We start from the raw sequence: 16,260 nt of genomic DNA, 5'->3' as shown, positions 1-16,260 counted from the left end.
CCTCCAGCACGTGTGCTGCCCCCAGGTGGCAACGCCGCCCCGCCCGGTCGTGTGGCGGCGGGACGGCGCTTTCACAGCCGAGGTGCCAGGACGGCGATCGAAGCCGTGACCGATGAGCCGGCGTGATCAGGCCAGGGTGATCAAATCGGCGTAGCCGTCGTTCCACAGGTCTTCGACGCCGTCGGGCAGCAGCAGCACCCGGTCCGGCCGAAGCGCTGCGACGGCCTCCTGGTCGTGCGTGACCATCACCAAGGCGCCCCGGTACGCGGCCACTGCCCCCAGCACTTCGGCCTTGGAGGCCGGGTCGAGGTTGTTGGTCGGCTCGTCCAGCAGCAGCACGTTGGCCTGGGAGCTGACCAGCCCGGCCAGCGCCAGCCGGGTCTTCTCCCCGCCCGACAGCACCCTGACGGGCTTGTCCACGTCGTCGCCGCTGAACGAGAACGACCCCAGCACCGTCCGGGCCTCGCCGTCGCTCAGGTGCGGGGCGGCGCCGGCCAGGTGCTGCCCCACCGTGTGCGCCGGGTCGAGCGTGTCGTGCTCCTGGGCGAAGTAGCCCAGCCGCAGCCCGTGCCCGTGCACGACCCGTCCCGAGTCGGGCCGCTCGTACCCGGCCAGCAGCCTGAGCAGCGTGGTCTTGCCCGCGCCGTTGAGCCCCAGGATCACGAGCCGGCTGCCCCGGTCGACGGCCAGGTCCACCCCCGTCAGCACCGGGCGCCCGCCGTACGACTTGGCCAGGCTGATCGCGCCGAGCGGCGTGCGGCCGCTGGGCGCGGGCTCGGGCAGCCGGATGCGGGCGACCTTCTCGGCGACGCGGGGCGGGGGAGTCTCGGCGAGCATGCGTTCCGCGCGCCGGGCCATGTCCCTGGCCCGGGTCGCGGTGGCCACGTTGGAGCGCATGCGGCCGGCCTGGGCATGAAGCGCGGCGGCCTTGCGCTCGGCGGCGGCCCGCAGGCGCGTCCTGCGACGGTCGTCGGACTCGCGGTCGGCCAGGTAAGCGTGCCAGCCGGTGTTGCGCGCCTCCAGTGCGCCGTGCTCAACGTGCCAGACGCGGTTGACCACGTCGGCCAGCAGCGTGGTGTCATGGGTGATGAGGACCAGACCTCCGGAATGGCCGGCCAGGAAAGAGCGCAGCCAGGCTACGGAGTCGCCGTCGAGATGGTTCGTCGGCTCGTCGAGCAGCAGGACGCCGGGCTCGGCGAACAGCACCCGGGCCAGCTCCACGCGGCGGCGCTGCCCGCCTGACAGGTCGCCCACCGGCCGGTTCAGCACCCGGTCGGGCAGGCCGAGCCCGGCGGCGACGCGGGCGGCCTCACCCTCAGCCGCATACCCGCCGCGGGCCTGGAACTCGGCCTCGATCCGGACGTAGCGGGCCATGGCCCGTTCGTCGCCGCGCTCGGCCAGAGCGGACTCGGCGGCCCGCAGGTCGCGGACCACCCGGTCGAGGCCGCGGACGGACAGGACGCGGTCGAGGACGGTGACGGCCGGGTCGGCGGCGGCCGGGTCCTGCGGCAGGTAGCCGACGGGGCCGGTGCGGACGATCTCGCCGGCCGCAGGCGGGAGCACTCCGGCGAGGGTTTTCATGAGGGTCGTTTTGCCGGCACCGTTACGGCCGACCAGGCCGACGCGGTCGCCGGGGGCGACGTGGGCGGTGACGCCGGACAGCAGGAGGTGGGCGCCCGCACGCACGTCGACGCCACGTAGGGTGAGCATGGAACTGCACTCCGAATTTGCTAGAGGACACACGGGTGGCGTGGAAGGTGGTGTCCTGGCTAGGAAATTCGGGGCATAGACATGAGGCCGAGTGTAAGAGCGGGCCGTGATGGTCCGCCATCCATTTACCGGCCTGCCCAGTTCACCGCGGCGCAGGCCCCGGCCACCAGCAGGTCGGCGGTGAAGATGATCACCTGCTGCTCCTGGTCGGGCACGGTGAGGACGTCGAAGTCCAGCTCGATCGCTCCGGCCTCGGGATGCCGCACGGTCTGCCGCAGGTGGCTGGCCGCGGTGACGGCGAACCGATCGGAGGCGTCCAAGCCGTGGGGCGGCAGGTCCGGGTCCGCGTGCAGGAGATAGCACCGTACGAGGTTGCGCTCCTGGCCGGTGAGGCGCAGCGCGCGGGCGATGCCGCCGAGGACGCGCCGTGACGGGTACCGGCCGCGCGCGCGTCCCTCTTCTGGTGGCTGGAGGCCGCGCCAGGCCGGCCTGTCGCTGACCCACCTGGCGATGGCCTTCGCCGTCACCCACCCCGGCGTCACTTCGGCCATCATCGGCCCCCGTACCATCGAGCACCTCGACGACCTCCTCGCCGGCGCCACGGTCACCCTCGACGACGAGATCCTCGACCGGATCGACGGGATCGTGCCGCCCGGGACCGATCCCGGTCCTCTCGACGTGGCCTACAACCCGCCCGCCGTCACCCGGACGTCGCAGCGCCGGCGATCGGCTGACGAGCGCGCCGCGGCATGAGCCGATGACCGTTCTCGGCACCCGGACCCTCACGACGCGGCGACTCGCCGGTCGTTGTGCGTGTCCGGTCGCCGGGTCAGCGGTGTCGCCGGTACTGCAGATAGACGATCCCGTTGCTGGAGGCGGTGCTGGAGACCAGGTCGAGCCGGCAGGACTTGGGGACGCCGTCGAACAGCCGGGTGCCCTCGCCCGCGACGTAGGGAAACATGCTCAGCCGGAGCTCGTCGATCAGGTCGAGCCGCATGAGCGACCGCCAGAGGCTGACGCCGCCCCAGACGATGATGTGGCCGTCGCCGCCCAGCCTGAGCTTGTCGATCTCTTCTGTCGTGTCACCAGCGGCGATGGTGGTGTTGGCCCAGTCGGCCGTCTTCAGGGTCCGGGAGAAGACGACCTTGCGCCCGGCGTTCAGGATGTCGGCGAACGGGTGGTCGGTGGACGTTGTCATGGCCCTGGCGATGCCCTCGTAGGCGGTGCGGCCCATGAGGTGCGCGTACGCGCTCTGGAGAAAGTCGAGGTGCGCCGGGTCGTCGGGCTCACTGTTCTCGGGCAGGCCGAAGCAGAACTTCCAGAACTCGGTGCCCTCGTCGGCGAGGAGGCCGTCGAGGGAGTAGTTGAACACTGTCGCTATCAGCTTCCGCATGATCAGAACTCCGTGGTCTCGGGTGGTCGTCTGGGGAACGTGCGTGGCCGCGGCGTCTGTGGCCTGTCGCTGATGCTTAAGACGACTCTGCCGCCCGGAATTCATCGGTGCCCGCTCCTCAGTAGTGGGCGGCGCATCCGGCTGCTGCCCATAGCCTGTCCCCCGAAAGGGATCATCATCCAGGCAGGTGCGGAGGGGGATCGGCAGTGGGCAGCGCATCGCCGATGGGTTACGCCTGGTTCTTCGAGGAGTATCAGAAAGAGAGCGACCTGATCGGCGTGACGTTCGTGCGGGGCCTGTCTCCTGAGGAGGCATGTCACCGGATCGGCGCCACTCCCGGTGACACCTCCCGAGAAGTGGGCATTGCCGCCTACGCGGGAGACGGAGGAACGGTCCTGATCGACTACCATTGCCAGCCGCTCCCGGAGACCCTCTCCCAGGGTACGGAGATGGCAAGGGTCATCACGGGCGTCACCATGGACGAGCACTTCGTCTACTCCGTCGACGGGGTGGTGGTCACGGAATTCGAGCCGTTCTTCCCCGGCGATCGGAACGGCAGCGATCCTGACCGCCTGCTGGCCCATATGCGAGAGCTGGGCATGCCGCTGGACGGAGAGGCCGACGGGCGGACTTCCATCGCTCTCGCCTTTGCGCTGGCTGCAGAGGCCACCGGGGTCACCCTGACACCGGCTCACTATGCGGCGGAGCCCGTCGTCGGGTCGATCGACTGAAGGTTCCGACCCAGTGGGCGTCGCGGTGACGGCGCCGGCAACGGGTGCCTCTGATGCGCCCGTTCTGGCGAGGGCGCCGTCGAAGGCGCTCATCCTGGCGGCGCACCGCACCGCCTCGGCTCGCGCCCGCCCCCGGGATTGTCGGTGCCCGTTGATAACTATGGCTCGTCACGTTGACCGACCGACGACGCTGGAGCTCCCCCCATGGCCACGGCCACCTTCAGAGACGCGAGCGCCACAGCCAGGTGCTCAGTTGAGATCGCCCTTCCCGCCCGGCCCGACGCGAGCCCGGCGCGCGCGCTCGTCCGCCTCATGCCGCGGGCCGGAGGCTGACATGGGCGTCCTCGACACCTTTCCCCGGTCCCAGGGCTACCTGCTCAACCACCGCATGGAGGGGCTGCCGCGTGAGCTGTTCGCCCGGTACGACGCGGGCGGGCGGCCCGGCGCCGACGAGGCCGGGCTCAGGGCGTTCGGCATGTGGGCGCAACTGCGGCTCAGCCTGGGCGACAAGGGCGGCCACGAGCACCCCGAGGAGGTGCTCCGGCTGGTGCGTGAGGTGGCCGATGGCGACATCCCCTGGACGTTCGAGGACACGCGCGTCCTGTGGGAGATCGCCGACGCGCTGTCGAGTTGCGGTCACACCGGACACGCGGAGCTGTACCGGATTCCGCTGGCCGCCATCGCGACGCTCGGATACCCCGAGCGCCGTCAGATCCTTGATGAAGCGCCGCCGTGGCACCCGGCCCACCGCAGCCCCGGCCGGGCCGCGTTACGCAAGGACCTGGAGCGCGTCCTGACCGAGCCCCCGGAGCACGGGCCGGCCGGGGTCGTGCGCAGCCTGGTCTGGGACGGCGACCCCATCGCCCGTGCCATGGCAGGGAAGTACGCCGCCCGGCTGGCTCACCCCGCCGTGCTGCCCCTGCTGAAACACTGGCGCAAGGCCAAGGCCAACAGGCCCAGCGAAGCCTGGCTCGCCAAGGTCCGCGCGCTGCTCACCGACGACGGCGTGGCGGTGCTGCGCGAGATCCTCTCCCGCCTGGCCACCCATCGCGAGAGCCGCGAGCCCGGCGGCAGGGTCTTCCTCGCCCGCCACACCGTCCTCCCGCTGCGCGGCATGTTGTGGACCTGTGAGGTGATCGACGCGCCCTGGGTGTCCACGCTGCTCGGCGACGTCGCCATCAACTGCGGCATCGGGCGCAACGGCACCGGCGGCGCTGCCGTCTGCCGCAACGAGAGACTGGCCAACGCCGCACTGAACGTGCTGGCCAGGCGGGGCGGCCTCGACACGGTGGGCGTGCTCGCGCGCGTGCGAGCCAGGCTGCGCAGGCCGGCCCTGCTGGCGAAGGCGTCCGATGCCCTCGACGCGGTGGCCGTACAAGAGGGGCTGAGCCACGAGCAGCTCGTCGACCGGACGGTCCCGGCCTTCGGGCTCGGCCCCGACGGGATCCGGGAGGAGCAGGTCGGCGACTGTGTCGTCCGGCTCGACGTGGACGGGCCGGTGCTGCGGTTCGTCAACGCGTCCGGGCGCGCCGTCAAGTCGGCGCCCCAGTCCATCCGCAAGGATCCCGTGCTCGCCGATCTCAAGGCCACGCTGAAAGACCTCAAACGCACGCAGGCCGCCGAGCGGCTGCGCCTGGAGCAGATGCTCATCGTCGAACGCGAGCTGTCCTGGCAGGAGGTCGAGCAGTACTTCTTCGACCATCCGGTCACCGGCCCCTACACCCGTGCCCTCATCTGGCGGCTGCCCGACGGGTTCGCCGGGCTGCCGGTCAGGAACGGCGGCGGCTGGGCACTGGCCGGCGCGAGCGGCGGATCCGTGCGTCCGGGCGCCGACACGCCCGTCCGGTTGTGGCACCCCATCCAGGAGAGCGCCGAGGGGGTGCGCGGCTGGCGCGACCACCTGCTGGATCGGGGGATCAGGCAGCCGTTCAAGCAGGCGTTCCGCGAGGTCTACCTGCTCACCCCGGCCGAGGAGCGCACCCGCACCCACTCCGACCGTTTCAAGGGACACGTCGTGCGCTACGGGCAGGCCAAGGCGCTGCTGGAGCAGCGCGGCTGGAGCGGGCTGTCGATCGGTCACTGGGACTACGAGTGCGATGGCGACATAGGAGCGGCCGTCAAGACGCTCGCCGGCTGGCAGGCGAGCTGGGGCATGCAGGTCGCCTCCGACCCCCACCAGGACGACTGGGGCACGGCCTCCTGCGCCGCCACCGACGCGATCCGGTTCCGCCACGCGGATCTTCCCGGCGACGCGCCGCTCACCGAAGTGCCGCCGCTGGTGCTGTCGGAGCTGCTGCGCGACGCCGACCTCGCCGTGGGGGTCGGGTCCCTGGGGCTCGACCAGCAGGCGGCGGCCGGGCACGACGGCTACTGGCAGTCGTACGGGTTCGGCGAGCTGAGCGAGACCGCTCGCACGCGGCGTGACGCGCTGGCCCGGCTGCTGCCCCGGCTGAAGATCGCCGACCGGGTGGAGCTGACCGACCGGTTCCTGCGCGTGCGCGGGCAACTGCGTACCTATCGGATCCATCTGGGGTCGGGCAACATCCTGATGGAGCCGAACGACGCCTACCTGTGCATCGTCCCCGGCCGCGACCGTTCCGCCGCCTCGGTGTTCCTGCCGTTCGAGGAGGACGGCGGAATGTTGTCGGTCATCCTGTCGAAGGCGTTCCTGCTGGCGGACGACACCAAGATCAGCGATCCCAGCATCACCCGCCAGCTCGTCGCCACCTAGTACGGGTGTCCATAGGCGCGACCGGGCGTGCGGAGCCGGTCCTCGTCGAGGAAGCGGTCGTTCCTGGCGCCTGGCTCACCGGAGCACCCGGAAGTGGTGGGTGCCGTCCCGCTCGAGCTGCTCGACCAGGCCGAACTCCCACGCGAGGTACGCCTCCATGGCCGTCCGGGCGTTGTCGGTGCCCTCGTACGGGCGCCGGTACCGGTCGGCCGGAGCGACCGCGTAGCGCGCCGGGTCCGATTCCAGCGGTGCGGCGGTGCGCCAGGCCGCCGTGCCGCCGTCCAGGCCGAACACCGGCGTGGGGGTGAGCCGGCGTAGGTCCGCCGCGGCGAAGCGCGCCTGCACGCCGGTCGGTGAGGTGACGACGAACCGGGTCGCGGGGCCGATCGCGCCGAGCGCGGCGGGTAGTCGCGCCCGGGCGGCGTACCAGGCGCCGGGGATGTGCCCGGCGGCGTAGTCGCGGCTGGGCGCGACGTCGATGACGACCGTGGAGGTCTGGCGGGCGCCCAGCCAGGTGCGCAGGGTCGCGGCGTCGACGGTGTCGACCTGGGGCGGCTCCGGGAGGGGATCGGGCTCCTCGCCTTGCCGGGTGAGGTCCTCGGGGGCGGCGGGGCTGATCGCCCAGGTCTCCCAGCCCATCTGGGCGAGCCACGATCCGGTCATCGCGGCGCGGACCCCGTCGTCGTCGACGAGGACGATCCGGGCGCCGCGCACCGGCGCGTAGTGGTCGGTCTCCTGGACGAGCTGCCCGCCGGGGGCATGGCGGGAGCCGTCGAGGTGTCCGCCGGCGAACTCGGCCGCTGAGCGGACGTCGAAGACGTAGGTGGTGCGGTCGGGGCGGTGCAGGCCGGGCAGGTCGGCCGGGCGGATGAACCTGACGCCGGCGCGCCTGCCGATGGCGCGGGCGCCGGCGAGGGCGAGGGCATGATGTGACTCCGTCACGGTGCGTGGCGCCGTTCTGGTCGCTCCGTGGTCGAGTCGCTGCCCGGCGAGGGTCCAGCCGATGGTGCCGTTGCGTAGCGCCGCCACGGGGTTGGGCAGGCCGGCGTTGATCAGGGACTGGGCGCCGATGATGCTGCGGGTGCGCCCGGCGCAGTTCACGACGACGGGGGTGGCGGGGTCGGGGGCGAGCTCGCGTACGCGCAGTACCAGCTCCGCGCCGGGCATGCTGGTGGCGGTGGGGATGCTCATGGTGTGGAACTCGTCGAAGCGGCGCGCGTCGACGATGACGGGAGGCTTGCCGGAGTCGATGAGTGCGCGCACGTGCTGTGCGGTCAGGGAAGGTGTCTGGTTGATCGACTCGACCAGCTCGCCGAACGCCTTGCTGGGCACGTTGACGTCCTGGAAGAGCTCGCCGCCGGCGGCGATCCAGCCGTCGAGCCCGCCCAGCAGCGCGTGCGCCCGGGAGTAGCCGAGCTGCCGCAGGACGTCGATCGCCTGCTGCGCGGGCGCGTCCGCGTCGCCGTAGACGACGATGGGGGTGTCCCGGCGGGGGATGCGCCGCCAGGCGTCCGGCTCCAGCCGGGAGAGGGGGAAGCTGGCGGCCCACAGCGGGTGTCCCTGCGCGTACACGGCCTCCTCGCGTACGTCGGCGATGACGACCTCGTCGCGGCGCAGCAGCAGCGCGCGCACCTGCGCGGCCGGGATGCCGGTGGCTTCCGTCGGCTGAGTCCGCATCGGCCGGCTCAGCGGATCCTGACTTCGGACCAGTCGAGCCCGTCGAGGTTCACGACTATCGCTTCCTGGGTCGTGCGGGCGATGACGACGACGGCTTCGGTCTCCGGGTCGGGGTTCTCCTCGCGGTGCGGGACGAACGGCGGCACGAAGATGTAGTCGCCGGGGCTGGTCTGGATCCGGTGTTCCACCGGTTCGTCGCCCTCCACGTCCAGGAACACGAAGGCGGGATGCCCGGACACGACGTAGATCGCGGTCTCGGATGCCCCGTGGTGGTGGTTGCCCGACGCCGTTGACGCGGCGACGTGGGTCTGGCCCATCCAGAGGTTCTCGGCACCGACCGTCTTGCCGCTGATGGCCTCGAGCCGCTTCATCCCCGAGGTCTGCGAGGTCTGGCCGATCAGGCCGCTCGGGGCGACATGGTGCAGGGTCCGATGGAACGGGTCGATGCCGGCGGGCACGAGGACGCCGCTGGGCGTGCGTGCAAGGCCCCCGCCGGTTGCGTCGGACGGCTGGACAGGCATCAGGCTCCTTTGGCGAGGACGAAGTCGTGCGGTGGCACCTCGGTCAGGACCGGGGTCGTCAGAAGGCGGCGCAGCGCATCCGACGCGCGCTCGGCGACCGCCGGCGCGACACCCTGACGAGTCCACAGCGCCAGCGGCAGAGGCTTCGGCCTCGGCAGATCGTCGCGGGGCACGAGGCCCTCCGGGGTCTGTCCGAGGGTCGCCAGCAGCGCCACGCCCGCACCGGCGCTGACGGCGGCCTGCACGCCGGCCAGTTGGTTGGCCTCCGCGGCGATGGCGACCGGGATCGAGTGGTGCGACAGGGTCGCGAGGGCACGATCGCGAAGTGCGCAGGGATTGTCGAAGGCGACGACAGGGAGCGGATCGCCCCGCCTCGGTCGCGTCCATCCGGGAGCGGAGTACCAGGTGAGGGCCAGGTCGCCGACCGGCGTGGCGCGCGGGTCGTCGGCGGGGCCGATGAGCAGGGCCAGATCGATGCGTCCGGTCGCGAAGCTCTCGCGAAGTTTGGTCCCGCGGTCGATCCTGAACTTGACGCCGTAGCGGGGTGCCGACCCGTCGAGGGTGGTCGCCAGATGCGGCAGCAACTGGGCCGCCGCATGCTCGGTCGAGCCGATGACGATCGGCCCGCGGGCCTCGTCGCCGAAGCTCCGCAGTCCCTCGTCATGAAGCGCCAGGATGCCTCGCGCCAGGCTCAGCAGCTTCTCGCCGTCGGCGGTGAACCGGGAACCGCGACCGCGCCGCTCCACCAGCGGGCGGCCGATCGCGGACTCCAGCCGGCGGACGTGCTGGCTCACCGCCCCCTGGCTGAGATGCAGGGCATCGGCGGCGCGCTGGAAGCCGCCGGCGTCGGCGACAGCGACGAAGCTGCGCAACGGAGCGATGTCCAGCGTACGGTTCATGCCCGGAAGTATACCTATTATTCCTACCTGCTGTAAGGGTATTTATCGCGTGACGTGATGGGTCGTGATTAGAAAGCGTCGTTGGACAGTCCGGCGGGCAACGCCGCAGGCTAACCAGTGTGAACCAGTCAGCCGGCGCGATCCGGACCCGATGCCGATAGCGAAGTGACGCCCACACCGTCGCGCCGTACTCCCTTGCTGATCTGGCCGTCACCGTCGTCGGCGGTGTGCCCTCCGCGCCCTCCTGAAAGCGGCATCAGCCCACTGACCCATCAAGCTCGCCGTTCCGGACGGCTCAGTCCACACGTTTGAAAGGTTCGCACCTTGTCGATCCAGATCCTGGGGATGGTTTCGACCGCCTACGGCTCGGAAAGCGCCGGTTGGCGGGGGCCGGTCGTCGATCCCGGCTACCTTGCCGACTTCGCCCGCGCTCACGAGGAGGCCGGTTTCGACCGCGCGCTCGTCGCCCACAGCGCCAGTTCGCCCGAAGGCTTCGCCGCAGCCGCCCACGTGCTCTACAACACCGAGCGCCTGGGAGTGCTCATCGCCCAGCGGCCCGGATTCATCCAGCCCACCCTGACCGCGCGGAAGCTGGCGACGCTGGACAACCTCACCGGCGCGGGCCGTGTCGCGATCCACCACATCACCGGCGGCAGCGACGCCGACCAGCGGCGCGACGGAGATTTCGAGAGCAAGGAGGCGCGCTACCGGCGCACCGCGGAGTTCATCGACGTACTGAGGCGCACCCTCACCTCCGACGAGCCCTTCGACCACGAGGGAGAGTTCTACCGCTTCGAGGGCGCGTTCAGCTCGGTCAAGCCTCATGGGCAGGTGCCGATCTTCTTCGGCGGGCAGTCCGACGACGCGATCCGGGTGGGCGGCCGCTGGGCCGATGTCTACGCCCTGTGGGGTGAGCCCTTGGCGCAGACGCGCGACCGCATCGAACTGATCCGCGCCGAGGCCGCGCAGCACGGCCGCCAGATCGGCTTCTCCCTGTCCGTACGCCCGATCGTGGCCGAAACGGAGGACGCGGCCTGGGAGAAGGCCGACGCTATCCGCCGCGCCTTCGAGGACAACCTCGCCCAGAACGGTGGTGGGACGTGGCGGATCGGGCGCGGCGAGAACAGCGCCGTCGGTGCGAAGCGGCTGAAGGACGAGGCGGACGAGAAGCTCGTGCACGATGAGCGGCTCTGGTTCGGCGTCACTCAGCTGACCGACGGCGGCGGCAACTCCACCGCTCTGGTCGGCACGCCCCAGCAGGTCGTCGGCGCCCTGCTGAAGTACTACGACCTCGGCATCCGCAACTTCCTGATCCGCGGCTTCGACCCGCTGCAGGACGTGCGCGACTGGGGCAAGGAGCTCGTCCCGCTGCTGCGCGCCGGCGCGGCCGCCCGCCAGGAAGCCCTCATCGCCGCGGGGCCGAGGTGATGAGCGTGGGAAAGGCCTTCAAGGCCGCCGGCATCGCCGGCGTGGTGGCGCTCGTGCTCGCAGGCTGCGCCTCCCGGGCATCCGTCAGCGACGGCGTCGCCGTGTCCTCCGCCGGCCAGCGCGGCGACACCCTGACCTGGGGATGGTCGCTGCCGTCGACCTGGGACCCGGTGACCTCCGCGGTCGGCAACGACGTCCACGCGCTGACTCTCGTCTATGAGGGGGTCACCGAGGTGAACGCCAAGGGCGAGGCCCAGCCCGGCCTCGCGCGGTCGTGGACGTACGCCAAGGACGGCCGCTCGGTCACCTTCCACCTGCGGCCGGGTCTGACCTTCTCCGACGGCACGAAGCTCGACGCGGCCGCCGTCAAGGCGAGCCTGGAGCGCGGCAAGACCGCGAAGGAGTCGACGATCGCGCCGCAGCTGGCCACCGTCGAGAGCGTCACCGCCGACAGCGCCACCGACGTGACGCTGCATCTCGCCCAGGTGGACTATCAGATCCCGTTGCTGCTGTCAGGCAAGACCGGCCAGATCGTCAGCCCGGCGGCGGCGAAGGACGCCACGAAGCTGGCCACCCAGCCGGTCGGCGCCGGACCTTTCATCCTGAAGAGTTATGTGCCCGGCTCGCAGGCGACGCTGGTGAAGAACCCGAGCTTCTGGAACGCGGACAAGATCCTCGTCACGAACTTCGTCCTCAAGCCGACGCCTGACCCGTCCGTCGCCGTCGCGGGCCTCCAGTCCGGTCAGTACGACATCGCCGACCTCACCGCATCACAGGTCAGCGGGGTCAAGGCCGCCGGATTTCCGGTCGAGACGACCGATGTGCTGCCGGTCCGCGTCCTCGACGTGAACAACACCGTGAAGCCGTTCGACAACCCCAAGGTCGTCCAGGCGATCAGTACGGCGATCGACCGGCAGGCGCTGGTCGAAACGGCCAACTTCGGGTACGGCCAGCCGGTCTGGCAGCCGTTCCCCAAGGGCTACGTCGCCCACAACCCGGAGCTCGACAACCTCTACCCGCACGACGTGGCCAAGGCGAAGCGGCTGCTGGCCGAGGCGGGATACCCGGACGGCGTCGATGTCCAGCTCGCGCTGGGCAAAGCGGATGACCCGGTCGGTGAACTGATCCAGCAGCAGCTGAACGCCGCCGGCATCCGCACGACGCTCACCGTTCAGACGCCGGGCGTCAACAACTACATCACGCGCAGGTACCCGTTCGTGCTCGACCAGTTCAACGCCCGCCAGTCGCCGGTGCAGGCGCTTCAGGTGCTGTTCGGACCGCAGGGGCTGATGAACCTCGGCAAGACCAGCCCCGCGGCGCTGCCCGCGGCGGTCGCGAAGACGAGCGGGTACCCCCTGACCGATCCCGCCTACCCGGCGGCGATCCAGGACGCCACCAAGATCGCGGTGACGAACATGCCGAACGTGTTCCTGTTCACGGTGACGCGCTTCGCGGCGCACAGCCCCAAGGTGCACGGCCTGCAGAACTGGGTGGACATCCAGCGCTTCGAGGGCGTCTGGGTAGACAAGTGACCACGTTGAACCTGCGTGACGCGGCCGGCCGGGTGGCAGGCACCACCACGGCAGCGGGCTCCGCCTCGTCCGGGCCCGTGCTGACAGCCCTCGTACGGACCGCCGCCGCCCTCGGCCGGGCCCTGCTGATCGCGGTCCCCGTGCTGCTCGTCTCGACCTTCATCACCTTCATGCTCGGAGGGCTGACGGACCAGGACCCCGCTTCGGTCGTGCTCGGCGACTCCGCCACTCCCGCCGACGTGGCGAGGATGCGCGAGGTCTTCGGGCTCGACCGGCCGCTGCTGCTGCGCTACGTGCTGTGGCTGTGGGACGCCCTGCACGGCGACCTCGGCTCCTCATGGTTCACGAAGATCCCCGTGGCGCAGAGCATCGCCGAGCGGTTGCCGGTGAGCTTGTCCGTGGCCGCCGGGGCACTGCTCATCGCCGTCGTGCTCGGTGGCGTCTTCGGCATCCTCGCCGCCGTCAGGCAGGGCGGCTGGCTGGACCGCACCGTCACGGTCGTCACCTCCGTGCTGGCGACCGTCCCCGGATTCGTCGCCGCGATCGCCCTCATCACGGTGTTCTCGCTGCTCGTGCCGGTGCTGCCCTCGGGCGGCTGGGTGCCCCCGTCCGCCGGGCTGTTGACCTGGGCGAGCTTCCTCCTGCTGCCGAGCGTGTCGCTGAGCCTGGACGCCGCGGCGGACGTCGCCCGCCAGTTGCGGACCGGGCTGGCCGACACGCTGCACGAGAACTACATCGTGGGGGCGCAGGTACGGGGCCTGCCGGGGTGGCGCATCGTTCTCGTCCACGCGCTCCGCAACGGCGCCGGCCCCGCGGTCGCCGTGCTCGGCATGCATGTGCCACGGCTCATCGGCGGAGCCGTCATCGTCGAGACCGTGTTCGCGCTGCCGGGCATCGGCGAGCTCACCAAGACCGCGGCGCTCGGGGGAGACGTGCCCGTCGTGCAAGGAGCCCTGCTCGTGACGATCGGCGTCGTGCTGATCTCGTCCGCGCTCGTCAACGTCCTGCTGGTCAAGCTGCGCCCCGCCGCCCGGAGGGAGATATGAGGACCATCACCGGCGCCCTGCGCACCCGGGCGGGCGCCGTCGCGGCGATCGTGCTGGCGGCCGTGCTCCTCCTCGCGGTGGTCGGCCCCTTCCTCGCGCCGTACGACCCGCTGAAGAACAGCGCCGACATCCTCCGGCCGCCGGGCGCGGCGCACTGGTTCGGCACCGACTATCTCGGCCGCGACGTGCTGAGCCGGGTCCTGGCCGGCGCACCGCGGTCGGTGCTCACCGCCTTCGAGGCCGTCGGCATCGGTCTCGTCATCGGCGTCGTGCCCGGCATCACCTCCGTGTACCTCGGGCGCGTCTACGAGTGGATCACCCTGCGGGTCATGGACGGGCTCATCGCGCTGCCCTTCCTGATCTTCGCCATCGCGGTGGCCGCGCTGCTCGGCAACGCCGTCCACCAGGCGATGATCGCCGTCGGCATCCTGCTCGCGCCGTCGTTCTACCGCATCACCCGGGCCGCCGCCCTCAGCCACGCGAACGCGCAGTACGTGACCGCCGCGCAGCTGTTCGGGGCCTCGACGTGGCGGGTGCTGCGGACGCACGTGTGGTCGAAGATCCTGCCGACGCTCGTCGTGACCACCGCGAACGCCACCGCCGGCGGCCTCCTGATCGTCTCGTCGCTGACCTTCCTCGGCATCGGCGTCGTGCCGCCCGAGCCCACCTGGGGCGGCATCGTCGCGAGTGACCTCGGCTACCTGACGCAGAGGCCGTACGGGCCGGTGTTCCCCTCCCTGTTCATCATGGCGACCGTCGGCGCACTCAACCTGCTCGCCGACGCGATCAGGGACACCGGCGGCGATCGCGGGCGGGCACGAACGCTGATGAGAAGAGGAGCGCGCCGTGTCCGTCTCACCTGACTCCGCGACGGCGGTTCGCACGGATGCCGCGGGCGAGCCCGGCCGGGAGACGCTGCTGTCCGTACGCGGGCTGCGCGTGAGCGTCGCCGACGGCTCCGAGGTCGTGCACGGCGTGGATCTCGACGTCCCCCGCGGCTCGGCCGTCGGGCTGGTCGGCGAGTCCGGCAGCGGCAAGACACTGACCTGCCGTGCCGTCCTGGGGCTGCTGCCCGCCGGCGTCCAGGTCACCGGGGGCGAGATCGACCTGAGGGGCGTGGAGCTGACCGCGTTGCCGGCCTCCGAGAGGGCGCGCCTGCGCGGCACCGATCTCGCGGCGGTGTTCCAGGACCCCGCCTCGTACCTGAACCCGTCGATCACCGTCGGGGCGCAGCTCGCCGAGGTGCTCCGCGTCAAGGTCGGGCTGGCCCGCCGGGCGGCGCGATCGCGGGCCGTCGAGCTGCTGCACGCCATGGGGCTGCGCCGGCCCGAGCACGTCTACTCGCAGTATCCCTTCGAGCTGTCGGGCGGGATGCTGCAGCGGGTGCTGATCGCGATGTCGATCACCGCCGACCCCGAGCTGCTGATCGCCGACGAGGCGACCACGGCTCTCGACGTGACCGTGCAGGCCGAGGTGCTGGAACTGCTGTCCGAACTGCGCCGCGACAGGGGGCTCACCCTCATCGTCGTCTCCCATGACCTGGCCGTGATCTCGCAGATGTGCGACACGGTCCACGTGTTCCGCGACGGCGGCATCGTCGAGGCGGGGCCTACCCGGCGGGTGCTGCGCGCGCCGCGTCATCCGTACACGCGTGAACTGATCGAGAACCACGAGCGCTTCGGGATCGACCGGGCGCGCGAACAGCGGAGCCGGCGATGACCGCGCTGCTCGACGTCTCCGAGCTGCACGTCGCACTCGGCCGCGGCCGCAGGCGCACGGAGATCCTGCACGGCGTCGACCTCACCGTGGCGCCAGGTGAGATCGTCGGGCTGATCGGCGAGACCGGCTCGGGGAAGACCACGCTCGCCCGCGCCGTGCTCGGCCTGGTGCAGGCGCAGAGCGGCACCGTCGCGATCGACGGGCGCGAGGTCGGCGGGCTGCGCGGCCGTGCGCTGCGGGCGTTCCGCCGCGGCGGCGCCGTGCAGTACGTCTTCCAGGACCCGCTGCGCAGCCTCGACCCCGAACGCACCGTGCTCGACACGCTGGTCGAGGGTCTCGTCGTGCGCGGCGGGCACGGTCGCGCCGAGTTGCGGGAGGCCGCGCAGAACGTCGCGCGGCTCGTCTCTCTGCCGCCCGACCTGCTGCTCAAGCACCCCGGCGAGCTCTCAGGCGGCCAGCGGCAGCGGGTCGCGATCGCGCGCGCGATCGCGGTCGACCCGCGGCTGCTGATCTGCGACGAGCCGGTCAGCGCCCTCGACGCCTCGACGCGCATCACGATCCTCGAACTCCTGCTGCGCCTGCGCGAGACGCGTGACATCGGCGTACTGCTGATCACGCACGACCTCGGCTCGCTCGGCGGCGTGGCGGACCGCGTCGTCGTGCTCTACCACGGGCAGGTGGTGGAGACGGGCACCACGGAGGAGATCTTCCTGGCCCCGCGGCACCCCTACACCCGCCTGCTCGTGACGTCCGTGCCGTCGATCCGGGACGAGGAGCCGCCGGACCCCGAACTGCGGCGGGCCCTGCGCGACGAGGTGCGCGGCCTCACCTCCACCGCCTTCGCTGACCACCCTCAGATCACTGGAGCATGAA

At 71.4% G+C, this 16,260-nt stretch carries 15 protein-coding genes; 9 read left to right on the top strand and 6 right to left on the bottom strand.

The annotated features are described in order from the left end of the window. Nucleotides 1-126 precede the first annotated feature (126 nt). Nucleotides 127-1,710, bottom strand: coding sequence for an ABC-F family ATP-binding cassette domain-containing protein (locus H4W80_RS23770; protein WP_192787115.1), 1,584 nt, complete (start codon nt 1,708-1,710; stop codon nt 127-129). A gap of 125 nt (nt 1,711-1,835) precedes the next feature. Next, entirely contained in the window at nt 1,836-2,237 is a 402-nt protein-coding gene (locus H4W80_RS23765; protein WP_192787114.1) for an MmyB family transcriptional regulator, read from the bottom strand. Here H4W80_RS23765 and H4W80_RS23760 point away from each other — a divergent pair. Further along, nucleotides 2,221-2,463 carry a hypothetical protein gene (locus H4W80_RS23760; protein WP_192787113.1) on the top strand — a complete coding sequence of 81 codons (243 nt, stop codon included), beginning with the start codon at nt 2,221-2,223 and terminating at the stop codon, nt 2,461-2,463. The two genes, H4W80_RS23765 and H4W80_RS23760, sit on opposite strands and share 17 nt — an antisense overlap. Nucleotides 2,464-2,539: 76 nt before the next feature. Here H4W80_RS23760 and H4W80_RS23755 read toward each other — a convergent pair whose 3' ends face one another. Continuing rightward, the gene (locus H4W80_RS23755) at nt 2,540-3,103 is read right to left on the bottom strand and encodes a dihydrofolate reductase family protein (RefSeq protein WP_192787112.1); all 564 of its coding nucleotides are present in this window, start codon (nt 3,101-3,103) and stop codon (nt 2,540-2,542) included. Between the two features lie 206 nt (nt 3,104-3,309). Here H4W80_RS23755 and H4W80_RS23750 point away from each other — a divergent pair, with 206 nt between their 5' ends. Both H4W80_RS23750 and H4W80_RS23745 read left to right on the top strand, forming a co-directional pair. Then, nucleotides 3,310-3,834 carry a DUF6461 domain-containing protein gene (locus tag H4W80_RS23750; RefSeq protein WP_192787111.1) on the top strand — a complete coding sequence of 175 codons (525 nt, stop codon included), beginning with the start codon at nt 3,310-3,312 and terminating at the stop codon, nt 3,832-3,834. A 334-nt stretch (nt 3,835-4,168) separates the two neighbouring features. Beyond that, nucleotides 4,169-6,565: a DUF4132 domain-containing protein gene (locus H4W80_RS23745; protein WP_192787110.1), complete on the top strand. Its 2,397-nt coding sequence runs from the start codon at nt 4,169-4,171 to the stop codon at nt 6,563-6,565. 75 nt (nt 6,566-6,640) lie between these two features. On the opposite strand, the gene H4W80_RS23740 is transcribed toward H4W80_RS23745, so the two are convergent. From H4W80_RS23740 to H4W80_RS23730, 3 genes are read right to left on the bottom strand one after another with little or no spacing between them, the layout of a single operon-like run. After that, on the bottom strand, nt 6,641-8,242 hold the full coding sequence (locus H4W80_RS23740) for a rhodanese-like domain-containing protein (protein ID WP_192787109.1): 1,602 nt from the start codon (nt 8,240-8,242) through the stop codon (nt 6,641-6,643). Nucleotides 8,243-8,250: 8 nt separating this feature from the next. Further along, on the bottom strand, nt 8,251-8,763 hold the full coding sequence (locus tag H4W80_RS23735; RefSeq protein WP_192787108.1) for a cupin domain-containing protein: 513 nt from the start codon (nt 8,761-8,763) through the stop codon (nt 8,251-8,253). Next, nucleotides 8,763-9,662 carry a LysR family transcriptional regulator gene (locus tag H4W80_RS23730; protein WP_192787107.1) on the bottom strand — a complete coding sequence of 300 codons (900 nt, stop codon included), beginning with the start codon at nt 9,660-9,662 and terminating at the stop codon, nt 8,763-8,765. The genes H4W80_RS23735 and H4W80_RS23730 overlap by 1 nt, the downstream gene beginning before the upstream one ends. Before the next feature lie 324 nt (nt 9,663-9,986). On the opposite strand from H4W80_RS23730, the gene H4W80_RS23725 reads away from it, so the two are divergent. The 6 genes from H4W80_RS23725 to H4W80_RS23700 are packed head-to-tail and all read left to right on the top strand — an operon-like array spanning nt 9,987 to nt 16,259. Then, nucleotides 9,987-11,090, top strand: a complete 1,104-nt coding sequence (locus H4W80_RS23725; RefSeq protein WP_192787106.1) for an LLM class flavin-dependent oxidoreductase — start codon at nt 9,987-9,989, stop codon at nt 11,088-11,090. Beyond that, nucleotides 11,090-12,622 (top strand): ABC transporter substrate-binding protein, encoded by a 1,533-nt coding sequence (locus H4W80_RS23720; RefSeq protein ID WP_192787105.1) that lies wholly within the window; start codon nt 11,090-11,092, stop codon nt 12,620-12,622. Before H4W80_RS23725 ends, H4W80_RS23720 begins: the two co-directional genes overlap by 1 nt. Further along, on the top strand, nt 12,619-13,668 hold the full coding sequence (locus tag H4W80_RS23715; protein ID WP_318787023.1) for an ABC transporter permease: 1,050 nt from the start codon (nt 12,619-12,621) through the stop codon (nt 13,666-13,668). The genes H4W80_RS23720 and H4W80_RS23715 overlap by 4 nt, the downstream gene beginning before the upstream one ends. Then, nucleotides 13,665-14,531, top strand: coding sequence for an ABC transporter permease (locus H4W80_RS23710; protein WP_192787104.1), 867 nt, complete (start codon nt 13,665-13,667; stop codon nt 14,529-14,531). Before H4W80_RS23715 ends, H4W80_RS23710 begins: the two co-directional genes overlap by 4 nt. Beyond that, on the top strand, nt 14,515-15,387 hold the full coding sequence (locus H4W80_RS23705; protein WP_192787103.1) for an ABC transporter ATP-binding protein: 873 nt from the start codon (nt 14,515-14,517) through the stop codon (nt 15,385-15,387). The genes H4W80_RS23710 and H4W80_RS23705 overlap by 17 nt, the downstream gene beginning before the upstream one ends. Continuing rightward, complete coding sequence (locus tag H4W80_RS23700) at nt 15,384-16,259, top strand: ABC transporter ATP-binding protein (RefSeq protein ID WP_192787102.1); 876 nt, start codon at nt 15,384-15,386, stop codon at nt 16,257-16,259. The genes H4W80_RS23705 and H4W80_RS23700 overlap by 4 nt, the downstream gene beginning before the upstream one ends. Nucleotide 16,260 lies beyond the last annotated feature (1 nt).

Source organism: Nonomuraea angiospora (assembly GCF_014873145.1).
Lineage (GTDB): Bacteria > Actinomycetota > Actinomycetes > Streptosporangiales > Streptosporangiaceae > Nonomuraea > Nonomuraea angiospora.
The sequence above is the reverse complement of the archived record's forward strand: the minus strand, read 5'-3'. Positions and strand labels throughout refer to the sequence as shown.

Bases quoted from the DNA above. Each gene is read 5' to 3' on its own strand.
- H4W80_RS23760 (WP_192787113.1), top strand. From the start codon at position 2,221: ATGGCCTTCGCCGTCACCCACCCCGGCGTCACTTCGGCCATCATCGGC.
- H4W80_RS23735 (WP_192787108.1), bottom strand. From the start codon at position 8,763: ATGCCTGTCCAGCCGTCCGACGCAACCGGCGGGGGCCTTGCACGCACG.
- H4W80_RS23770 (WP_192787115.1), bottom strand. From the start codon at position 1,710: ATGCTCACCCTACGTGGCGTCGACGTGCGTGCGGGCGCCCACCTCCTG.
- H4W80_RS23720 (WP_192787105.1), top strand. From the start codon at position 11,090: ATGAGCGTGGGAAAGGCCTTCAAGGCCGCCGGCATCGCCGGCGTGGTG.
- H4W80_RS23740 (WP_192787109.1), bottom strand. From the start codon at position 8,242: ATGCGGACTCAGCCGACGGAAGCCACCGGCATCCCGGCCGCGCAGGTG.
- H4W80_RS23730 (WP_192787107.1), bottom strand. From the start codon at position 9,662: ATGAACCGTACGCTGGACATCGCTCCGTTGCGCAGCTTCGTCGCTGTC.
- H4W80_RS23755 (WP_192787112.1), bottom strand. From the start codon at position 3,103: ATGCGGAAGCTGATAGCGACAGTGTTCAACTACTCCCTCGACGGCCTC.
- H4W80_RS23700 (WP_192787102.1), top strand. From the start codon at position 15,384: ATGACCGCGCTGCTCGACGTCTCCGAGCTGCACGTCGCACTCGGCCGC.
- H4W80_RS23745 (WP_192787110.1), top strand. From the start codon at position 4,169: ATGGGCGTCCTCGACACCTTTCCCCGGTCCCAGGGCTACCTGCTCAAC.
- H4W80_RS23710 (WP_192787104.1), top strand. From the start codon at position 13,665: ATGAGGACCATCACCGGCGCCCTGCGCACCCGGGCGGGCGCCGTCGCG.